At 38.1% G+C, this 8,275-nt stretch carries 7 protein-coding genes and 6 tRNA genes; 1 reads left to right on the forward strand and 12 read right to left on the reverse strand.

Annotated elements, in window-relative coordinates; translation table 11 throughout:
* Positions 1-4: 4 nt before the first annotated feature.
* From MHB44_RS22070 to MHB44_RS22120, 11 genes are all read right to left on the reverse strand, one after another.
* Positions 5-1,123: a CdaR family protein gene (locus tag MHB44_RS22070; protein WP_341300908.1), complete on the reverse strand. Its 1,119-nt coding sequence runs from the start codon at positions 1,121-1,123 to the stop codon at positions 5-7.
* Positions 1,116-1,952, reverse strand: coding sequence for a diadenylate cyclase CdaA (gene cdaA, locus MHB44_RS22075; protein ID WP_341300909.1), 837 nt, complete (start codon positions 1,950-1,952; stop codon positions 1,116-1,118). Before cdaA ends, MHB44_RS22070 begins: the two co-directional genes overlap by 8 nt.
* 149 nt (positions 1,953-2,101) lie before the next feature.
* Positions 2,102-2,728: an anti-sigma factor gene (locus tag MHB44_RS22080; RefSeq protein ID WP_341300910.1), complete on the reverse strand. Its 627-nt coding sequence runs from the start codon at positions 2,726-2,728 to the stop codon at positions 2,102-2,104.
* 13 nt (positions 2,729-2,741) lie between these two features.
* A complete protein-coding gene (gene sigW, locus MHB44_RS22085) occupies positions 2,742-3,305 on the reverse strand; it encodes an RNA polymerase sigma factor SigW (protein ID WP_341300911.1) in 564 nt (187 codons plus the stop codon).
* Between the two features lie 131 nt (positions 3,306-3,436).
* On the reverse strand, positions 3,437-4,342 hold the full coding sequence (rocF, locus tag MHB44_RS22090) for an arginase (RefSeq protein ID WP_341300912.1): 906 nt from the start codon (positions 4,340-4,342) through the stop codon (positions 3,437-3,439).
* A gap of 185 nt (positions 4,343-4,527) precedes the next feature.
* Positions 4,528-4,600 (reverse strand) — tRNA-Lys (locus MHB44_RS22095).
* Positions 4,601-4,612: 12 nt separating this feature from the next.
* A tRNA-Gln gene (locus MHB44_RS22100) sits at positions 4,613-4,687 on the reverse strand.
* Between the two features lie 15 nt (positions 4,688-4,702).
* Positions 4,703-4,786: transfer RNA gene (locus tag MHB44_RS22105), tRNA-Tyr, on the reverse strand.
* A gap of 18 nt (positions 4,787-4,804) precedes the next feature.
* A tRNA-Val gene (locus MHB44_RS22110) sits at positions 4,805-4,880 on the reverse strand.
* Between the two features lie 58 nt (positions 4,881-4,938).
* A tRNA-Glu gene (locus tag MHB44_RS22115) sits at positions 4,939-5,013 on the reverse strand.
* A gap of 115 nt (positions 5,014-5,128) precedes the next feature.
* Positions 5,129-5,205, reverse strand: a tRNA-Asn gene (locus MHB44_RS22120).
* Positions 5,206-5,474: 269 nt separating this feature from the next.
* Here MHB44_RS22120 and MHB44_RS22125 point away from each other — a divergent pair.
* Positions 5,475-7,055, forward strand: a complete 1,581-nt coding sequence (locus MHB44_RS22125; RefSeq protein ID WP_341300913.1) for an acyl--CoA ligase — start codon at positions 5,475-5,477, stop codon at positions 7,053-7,055.
* A gap of 79 nt (positions 7,056-7,134) precedes the next feature.
* On the opposite strand, the gene MHB44_RS22130 is transcribed toward MHB44_RS22125, so the two are convergent.
* On the reverse strand, positions 7,135-8,265 hold the full coding sequence (locus MHB44_RS22130; protein ID WP_341300914.1) for a glycosyltransferase: 1,131 nt from the start codon (positions 8,263-8,265) through the stop codon (positions 7,135-7,137).
* Between the last annotated feature and the right edge of the window lie 10 nt (positions 8,266-8,275).

Here is an 8,275-nt window from a genome sequence, read left to right on the forward strand (position 1 = left end):
TTGTCTAAGAATCAACATCCTCTGCTTCCTCTGTTGATGGATTTTTATCATCAGTTGTTGTATTTTCATCAGTCACATCATTTTCCTCAGTTGGCGTCGGTGGTTGTGTTGCTTCCTCTGAAGTAGTTGGTGTTGTCTGCTGTTCTTGTTGTTCCTGTTGCTGTTCTTGCTGCCCTCGCTGATCTACCTTTGTAATATCTGCCTCTACCTTTATTTTCTTGTCAGACACTTTTGTCACACCATCTGGTAATTTTACATCAAATTCATACGTTTTTGACTCTGTAATTTTTGATAAATCAACAGTTACTGGAACTTCCGTTAAATTATCAACAATTGATTTTTTACCATACACTTTGATTGTTTTTGGTGTTACTGTTAAGGCATTGATTGTAATATCATTTGCTGCCTTTGCCGTTTCTTTTAGGACTACTGGCAGCTCCTTGCTGTATTCCCCTATATCTACTTGAACCTTTACAGTTTCAGGTTCAATTATTACATCTAACTTATTTAGGTCTCGATCTAATACTTTTACTGCCGCTTGCTGTGAGAACGATTGCTTCAATCCCTTCTCCCCTGTAACCGTTGCTTTGACATAGCTAATACTTTCAATAGCACTTTTTGCACCTGTGACATAAACAGTCAGTGGATCAGCTACCATATCTTTCAGTATATAGCCTTCTTCAATTAAACGGCTATTCATTTCAGGATCTACTCGGAACTCCTGCGTAACCTTTTCCTCAATATTGACCCGAACGGTTTTAGGATCTAAGGTAACCTTTATCTTTTCTGAAATATTTTCATACTGGAGATTTACATCATGTTCGCCCATTAATAAATGACTTAAATCAACAAACACTGAAAAATCCTTTGATGCTTTTGTTTTCAGAACCAACGCCATTGGACCTTCTATCTTAACATCCACCGTTTCAGGTAAGCCTGTGACAATAAAATTCTCATTATCATAATAAATATCTACTGGCACATCACGAATCACATCGGTTTGTTCGTTCGATGTTGTTTTATTTATTGGCGATAACTCCGTACGAACTGAGAAAAAAAGTAAAAAGGCCAAAAATAATGCGATGATTCTTAATACCCAAGGGCTATTCATCATTTTATCCATTCTTTTTCCCCCTCCAAGTCAACTTAGAGGCTACATTTGATTCCTGTGCTGATCCGAACCACATTTTGCGTAGTAATGTTTCGAACTCCTCTAGTGAAAGGTTGCGATGGAGATTGCCATTTAATGTAATGCTGATTGCGCCTGTTTCTTCTGATACAACAATCGTAATTGCATCTGTCACTTCACTTAAGCCAAGTGCAGCTCGATGGCGTGTTCCTAGCTCCTTTGAAATAAATGGACTTTCAGAAAGCGGTAAATAACAGGCTGCTGCTGTAATCCTATCTTTTTGCATAATTACCGCTCCATCATGTAGCGGTGTATTAGGTATAAAGATATTGATGAGTAATTCTGAGGAAATTTCAGCATTTAACCCTATACCTGTTTCAATATATTCATTTAGACCTGTTTCTTTTTCAATAGAAATTAATGCACCTATTCGACGTTTCGCCATATAACTAACAGATTTCTTCATAGCTTCAATAAGCCTTGTCTGTTCTTCCTCTACTTGACTAGAAGAGCGCTGGAATAGCTTCCCTCGACCAATTTGTTCAAGCCCACGTCTGATTTCAGGCTGAAATATAATAATAATGGCTAAGAAACCATACTCAATTACCTGTTGTAACATCCAGCCAAGCGTTTGTAACCCTAAAAGGTCTGTTGCAAGTCGTGCAATAATAATGACGAAAATTCCCTTTAGTAATTGGACGGCTTTCGTACCTTTAATGAGGGTTAAGACTTTATAGACAACGTACCAAACAAGCAGTACATCAATGAAGTTAATAGCAATATTCACAGGTGTTAAATCTGTGAAATATTCGATAATTTGCATGTGGCATCCCCCACTTTTCATTACGAATCCATACACATCTAAGTATAGCACACTCTTAACAAATGTAACTTTTTTCAAATAAAAAGTCTACTCAAAAGAGTAGACTTTTCAGCCTCTCACGTGCACTATTGTTTAGGACGTATAGAGTATTATTTAGTTTCGTCTTTTTCATTAAATGTCATGGCTGATTTTACAGAGTTTTTAATTGTATACCATAACCATTCAAATACTTCATCAATTTCTTCAATTTTACCTGAAACTACCGCTGAAGATGCCATATATTGCCCGTTAATGACTGTGACGTCACCATCAACCTCACCTTCAATAATCAAATCGCCATTTTTTACAACAATATCGCCTTTCACCACTTCTCCCTCAGGTACAATCACCGTTTGACCATCTACTACTAAATTTGGTTGTTTGGTCACAGAGAAGTTCTGATCATCCATAAAGCTACCCAGTAATGTAGCACTCATAAATAAGCAAAATACTGCTGCTGCCACAAAGAATGGATGTCGGCGTATCCATTTTTGTATACCTACTCGACTTTTTGGTTTTGGTAAACGAGCCATGACTGCTGCTTCAAAACCAGGAGGCGCTGTAATGTGGGAAGCACTCTTCACAAAGGCGATTGTTTCACTCAATTCTTGCATCATTTGTTTACAATCATTACATGTATGCAAGTGCTGCTTTAGCTCTTGCTCATGCTCACGACTAATGTCACCGTCTAAATAATCATGCATATAGTCTATAATATGCTTTGGACAAGTATTCATGACGCTCCCCCTCCTACAGATTGTTTAATTGCTTACGTAATGCCTCACGTCCTCGATGAATTCTTGTTTTCACCGTGCCAAGCGGCATATCCAAAATCTCGCTAATTTCTTGTAACGATAACTCTTCTATATATTTCAATACGATAACTGAACGATATTTATCTGGCAAACGTCCAATTTCATATTGAATGCGATCTTGTAGCTCCATCTGTTCTAACTGTTCCTCTGGTAGCTGGTCGTCTGCTGCGATTTGTGAATACATATCAAGCCCTTCTGTACCAGCTACTTCCGCATCTAAATAATAATCCGGCTTCTTCTTTCTGATACGGTCTATACAGAGATTTGTCGCTATGCGATAAAGCCACGTAGAAAATTTTCTTTTCTGATCAAAAGTATGCAGGTTCATGTAAGCACGAACAAAGGCTTCTTGAGTAATATCCTCAGATTCCTGCTTGTTACTTAACATTCGATAGCATACTTGGTACAGTTTGTGCTGATAGAGACTCACAATATCGGCAAATGCGCTTTGATCGCCTTTAAGCACTTGTTTTATTCTCTTATTTACTAACGCATCCATTGTGTTGACTTCTCCACCTTTACAACTGTCTTATACTATACGACCCACCGATAAGAAAAGTTTCGTTTTTTTAATTATAGCAAAAGATTTTTCTGCAATGTGGTAATAGGCAATTTTTTGTCAAATATTCTTTAAACTAATGTTTCCCCAAATAAAGAACCCATTAGTGCAACCGCAACATTGGCAGTTGTATTTTTTTCATCTAAAATTGGATTCACTTCTACAAACTCTGCTGATGTTAACATCCCTGATTCTTGTAGCATTTCCATCGCTAAATGGCTTTCTCGATACGTAATGCCTCCAGGAACGGGTGTCCCAACTCCTGGCGTATAAAGTGGATCTAATCCATCTAAATCCAGTGATAGGTGGACACCATCCACATTGCGCTCTTTTAAATAAGTAAGCGCATCTTCCATTACACGCGTCATCCCTAGTCGATCAATCTCATGCATTGTATATACTTTAATGCCTTGTTGACTAATCAACTCTCGCTCACCTGGATCGACTGAACGTGCACCAATGATGATAACATTCTCTGGTTTAATTTTTGGAGCATCGTTATGAATTTGTACTAAACGTTCATGCCCTAATCCGATACTCACAGCTAATGGCATACCATGAATATTGCCAGAAGGTGTTGTTTCAGGTGTATTTAAGTCTGCATGTGCGTCAAACCAAATTACCCCTAAATTATTATAGTGCTCACTCAATCCAGCGAGTGTCCCAATTGCAATACTATGATCTCCACCAAACACAAGCGGAAATTTTTTTTGCTCGATTGCTTCATGGACGCTATTAGCTAAAGCAGTACTCACTTCTACTACTTCCTCTAAATTCAGTAATTTTTCATCAACAACTGCATCTAAATGCTTCTGATGTACACGAATATCCCCTTGATCTTGTACGCCATGCCCAATAGCCTCTAAACGTTCAACAATACCTGCATAACGAATAGCGCTTGGTCCCATATCAACACCTCGTCGTGTTTGGCCATAATCTGATGGTACACCGATAATAGAAATATTAAGTTTATTCATGTTTTTATACCTCCTAAAAATTATAAGACCATTGTAAATCCTACATACCACTTGGCTCAACCTAACAAAAAACCGCATATTTATTCATATCAAGAAAGCATAAAAAAATCTCCTACCGTTATCAGTAAGAGATTAGTTATCTGTAGTTAATATAACACTTTTCAGTATATTTTATTCTAAAAAAGTGAGCCATGAAGGACTCGAACCTTCGACCCTCTGATTAAAAGTCAGATGCTCTACCAACTGAGCTAATGGCTCATAAAAGAAAAATGGCTGGGGTACTAGGATTCGAACCTAGGCATGACGGAATCAAAATCCGTTGCCTTACCGCTTGGCTATACCCCAATCATTTATGGAAACTGGTGGAGGGGGACGGATTCGAACCGCCGAACCCTAAGGAGCGGATTTACAGTCCGCCGCGTTTAGCCACTTCGCTACCCCTCCGAAATAACACAATAATAATGGTGGAGGATGACGGGCTCGAACCGCCGACCCTCTGCTTGTAAGGCAGATGCTCTCCCAGCTGAGCTAATCCTCCATAGAAACAGGTGTTATTAATCACAGTTTATTTTCTTTTAAAGCCTGTACATTATTAATGGTGACCCCTACGGGATTCGAACCCGTGTTACCGCCGTGAAAGGGCGGTGTCTTAACCACTTGACCAAGGGGCCAAACTATTATGTTTCAAACAAGACAAGATTTATATTAACATTATTTCTTAATGATTGCAACATTTTTTATAAATTCTTTTATGTATACTGACGTCTTAAAAAAGGGCAAAAAAAATGGCTCCGAAGGCAGGACTCGAACCTGCGACAACCTGATTAACAGTCAGGTGCTACTACCAACTGAGCTACTTCGGAACAATAACTATTCACTTTAGTTTATAAAGCTCTTTAAGTACATTTATTATTATAACAATGAAAATTAATTATGCAATACATTTTATAAATTTTTTTATATTTTTCGTAGTGGTCTTTTTCACTATCGCTTATAACGAATAATAGTTCTCTATTAAATCTAATATTTCTATTTTGTGTGGCATATATTGTTGCTGTATATTATTTCAATTGTTAAAATAAAAATAGTTTTAAGAATTTTCTATCAAATATATTTTAGGGGGAATATTCACATGGTAACAACAAATGATTTAATTGCACCTGAATTTTACAATATTACAGAGGAATTAGAGAAATTTTCCCAAGATAGCAATCGCCAGGCCATACGTTGGTTAAATGCACAGCAGGAGAGGCGTACTGTTTCTTACACAGAGCTTGTACAAAAAATGAACCAATACGCAAATGCCTTTACACAACAAGGACTTCAAAAAGGTGATCGTGTATTAGTAATTGTTCCTCGCCTTCCAGAGGCCTATTTTGTTTTTCTCGGTTGTTTAAAAGCTGGTATTGTTCCTATTTCCTGTTCAGAAATGCTACGTGCAAGTGATTTAGAATATCGTATGGAACATTCCTCTGCTAGCGCAGTCATTTCCTATGAAGCCTTTACTGAGGAGGTTGATCGAATCACCTCTGCTGTAGAAGCATTAAAAAATAAATTAGTGATTGGGACTGCAGTTGGTGATTGGGTTTCTTTAAATGAATTGGCTAGCACACAGCCAACCACATTTACAGCCGTTACTACTAAACGAGATGATATGGCATTCCTTTCTTATACCTCTGGCACTACAGGAAAGCCTAAAGGTGTAGTCCATTCACATGGTTGGGGATATGCACATATTCGAACAGCGGCTTCACAGTGGCTTTGTGTCCGTGAAGGTGATTTAGTATGGGCAACGGCAGCTCCAGGCTGGCAAAAGTGGATTTGGAGTCCATTTTTATCAGCAATCATGCTTGGTGCCACTGCATTTGTTTATCATGGTGGGTTTGACGCAAAAACATACCTTCAGCTTATTCAGGACGAAAAAGTAAATGTCCTATGCTGTACACCAACTGAATATCGTATTATGGCAAAACTTGATAACTTAGCAGACTATAATCTATCCTCTCTCCGTAGTGCCGTTTCCGCTGGGGAACCATTAAATCGTCCAGTTATTGAAACATTTATGAAGCACTTTGCCTTAAAAGTAAGAGATGGTTATGGACAAACAGAAAATACATTATTAATTGGGACACTTGAAAACATTGAATTACGCCCTGGCTCCATGGGTGTTCCAACTCCAGGTAATATTGTACGTATTATCGACAATGAAGGTAATGAAGCACCCGTTGGCGAAGTGGGAGATATCGCTATACACAAATCTTCACCAGCTTTATTTAAAGAGTATTACCGTGAGCCTGAGCGTACACAAGCTGCATTCCGTGGTGATTGGTATATTACAGGTGATCAAGCAAAACGTGATGAAGACGGCTACTTCTGGTTTGAAGGGCGTGGTGATGACATCATTATTTCATCAGGCTATACGATTGGGCCATTTGAGGTAGAGGATGCATTAAACAAACATGAGGCTGTGCAGGAATGTGCTGTAGTTGCTGCACCAGATGAAATTAGAGGACATATTGTTAAAGCCTTTGTGATCTTAAGGGACGGCTTTAAAGAGCATGATAAGGAAGCGTTAGTAAAAGAGCTTCAGGAGCATGTAAAAGCCTTAACAGCGCCATATAAATACCCACGTAGCATTATCTTTATTGATGAATTACCAAAAACAACCTCTGGCAAAATCCGCCGTGTTGAACTACGAGCAATAACTGTTTAAACGATCTTTTCCAAGGTTGTAAAAGGGGGCTGTAGGAATAGTCAGGCTGTATCTGATTTTTCCCCAGCTCCTTTTTCATTTAGGCGGGACACATCGCACCTGTGACAAGCTGTTTTCTGAGCAGCCTCTGCATAAATACCACCCAATCTTCAGCCGTTTTCAGCTGCAAATTATTTAAATAGAGCGCTATCTGCTGTCTATAATGGGACATTGCTTCTTCATTTAACAGCATCCGCTCAAGTTGCTCGTGTAGGCTTTCATGTTTATTAAGTGTGTAGGCTAAGCCCTGCTCTGTTAAATATCTTAAATTATGCTCTTCCTGCCCCGGCAAGACGGAATGAACAAAAATAGGTAGTTTTTTACGTAATACTTCACTCACCGTCACACCACCTGGCTTTGTCACAATCGCATCCATTTGGTCATATAAACAATTCATTTCTGTGCGTGATTCAATATAGGAAAATGGGGTCACATTTGGTAATTTCCAAGCGACCATTTTCTGATATAATTTATCATTTTTACCGCAAAGAATATAGTAATGAAAATAGTCACTCTGTTTAAGCTGTTCATATAAATTAGTGCAATCCAGCAAACCTGAGTTACCGCCAGCAATTAAGATGTTGCGTGCAAAATTATGTAGCCTTGTTGTACGTAACATTTCCTCATGAACAGGAATACCTGTCACAAATATAGTAGATTCATCCACACCCTGTCTGATTAAAGCCTCCTTCATTTCTTGCATTGGCACAAAATGATAGTCAATTGCAGTAATGCCCCAAAGTTGATTCATAAAAAAATCTGTATAAACATTTACAACGGGAACATTACAGCGACCACTCTGCTTCAGCTTACTCATTAAATAAGATGGCGCACTTTGTGTACAAAAAATAATATCTGGCTTTTCTTGCTGCAATAAACGTTCTAAATGCTTCAGCAACATTTCATATAATTTAAAGTTTTGCTTTATTTCTTTTGGCGTATCAAACACTTTTTTATAAAATTTCGTATATAGCAAAGGCGCATATTGAATCCACGATAAATAGCTTTGCGATATTACCCTTTCCACTAAAGGATTTGCATAATTCAATAAATCTACTTTTTTTACTTCAATATCTTTATTATGCCGTGTGATAAAATCCATTAATGCATCTGCTACTTGATGATGTCCTGTTTGGATCGTTAAAAATGGTAGAAACAATGCCTTGCTCATGTAAACCTCT

Source organism: Lysinibacillus sp. FSL H8-0500 (assembly GCF_038051955.1).
Lineage (GTDB): Bacteria > Bacillota > Bacilli > Bacillales_A > Planococcaceae > Lysinibacillus > Lysinibacillus macroides.